The 1,239-nt window shown below is 59.6% G+C and carries 2 protein-coding genes; both read left to right on the top strand.

Annotated elements, in window-relative coordinates; translation table 11 throughout:
- The first annotated feature begins 118 nt into the window (after positions 1–118).
- Entirely contained in the window at positions 119–400 is a 282-nt protein-coding gene (locus ACT3S2_RS15805; RefSeq protein WP_444561933.1) for a hypothetical protein, read from the top strand.
- Between the two features lie 9 nt (positions 401–409).
- On the top strand, positions 410–1,239 hold an 830-nt coding region (locus tag ACT3S2_RS15800; RefSeq protein WP_444561932.1), incomplete at its 3' end, for an integrase catalytic domain-containing protein.

Here is a 1,239-nt window from a genome sequence, read left to right as displayed (position 1 = left end):
GCGTTGATTCATAAAGAACCTCCGCCTGTGGGCATACGTTGCCTCATAGCAAAACCTCCGCATGCTTCAGAGTTGCCCACGACTACATCAGGCGGGACCGTTATGGATGGGACTGACCATGAGTGAGCGTAAGGCAGTAACGAAGCACCTGGCCCAGCGATACCAAAACGCCAATAAGCCGGTGAAGACCGAGATCCTGGACCACGTCGTGGAACTAACCGGCTGGCACCGCGATCATGCCCGAGCCGCGCTGCGCCGGGCCGTTGAACCATCACGACCGAAGCTGGTCCGACAAGGACGAGCGCCTACCTATCCGGCGGATCTTCAGCCGTCTCTGATCCTGTGTTGGGCGGTGCTGCGGGCCCCGGCGGGGAAGCTGCTGGCGGCAGCGACGGGCTAGCTGGTTCCCATGCTCAGGGCCGAGCACGTTCTGGTGGTCACTGGTGAACAAGCCAGGCTGCTCATGGCGATGAGCGCGGCGACCATCGTTCGTCGCCTGGCCCACGAACGGGAAAAGATGCGCCTGCATGGGCGCTCGCGTACCAAGCCCGGATCACTGTTGAAGTCCCAGATCCCGATCCGGACCTGGGCTGATTGGGACGACGCAGTCCCCGGGTTCGTGGAGATCGATCTGGTCTGCCATGAGGGCTCGAACCCGGCAGGGCAATTCTGTTGCACGCTCACCGTCACCGATATCGCCACGGGCTGGACAGTGAACCGTTCGGTGCAGAACAAGGCCCAAAAATGGGTGTTCGAGGCCCTGATGCACGTCAAGAACGTGTTCCCGTTCCCGATCATCGGGATCGATTCCGATAATGGCAGTGAGTTCATCAATGACCATCTCTACCGATACTGCCTGGACAACAAGATCACCTTCACCCGATCGCGTCCGTTGCATAAGAATGATGGCGCGCACGTGGAACAGAAGAACTGGTCCCGAGTCCGGGAGCTGGTTGGCTATCAGCGTTTCGATACTGCCCGGGAATTGGAGTTGTTGAATCGGATCTGGGAGCTGGACCGGGTCTTCACGAACTACCTGCTCCCTCAGCAGAAACTCGTTTCGAAGACCCGTCACGGGGCGAAGGTGACCGAGAAGCACGACAAGCCAGCCACCGCGTACCAGAAGGCCGCCGGGTATCCCGGGATGGCCAAGCGTCCGATCATTACGATGAATGCTCAATTCAAGAAGATCCAGGTCATGGCCCTGCAACGACAGATCTCCGCCCTGACCACGGAGCT

Origin of the sequence: Arthrobacter sp. AOP36-A1-22, from assembly GCF_052377615.1 — a bacterium.
Taxonomy (GTDB): domain Bacteria; phylum Actinomycetota; class Actinomycetes; order Actinomycetales; family Micrococcaceae; genus Arthrobacter_H.
This window is presented reverse-complemented; position numbering and strand designations above follow the sequence as displayed.

Coding starts and splice junctions, on each gene's coding strand:
- ACT3S2_RS15805 (WP_444561933.1), top strand. CDS start 119: ATGAGTGAGCGTAAGGCAGTAACGAAGCACCTGGCCCAGCGATACCAA.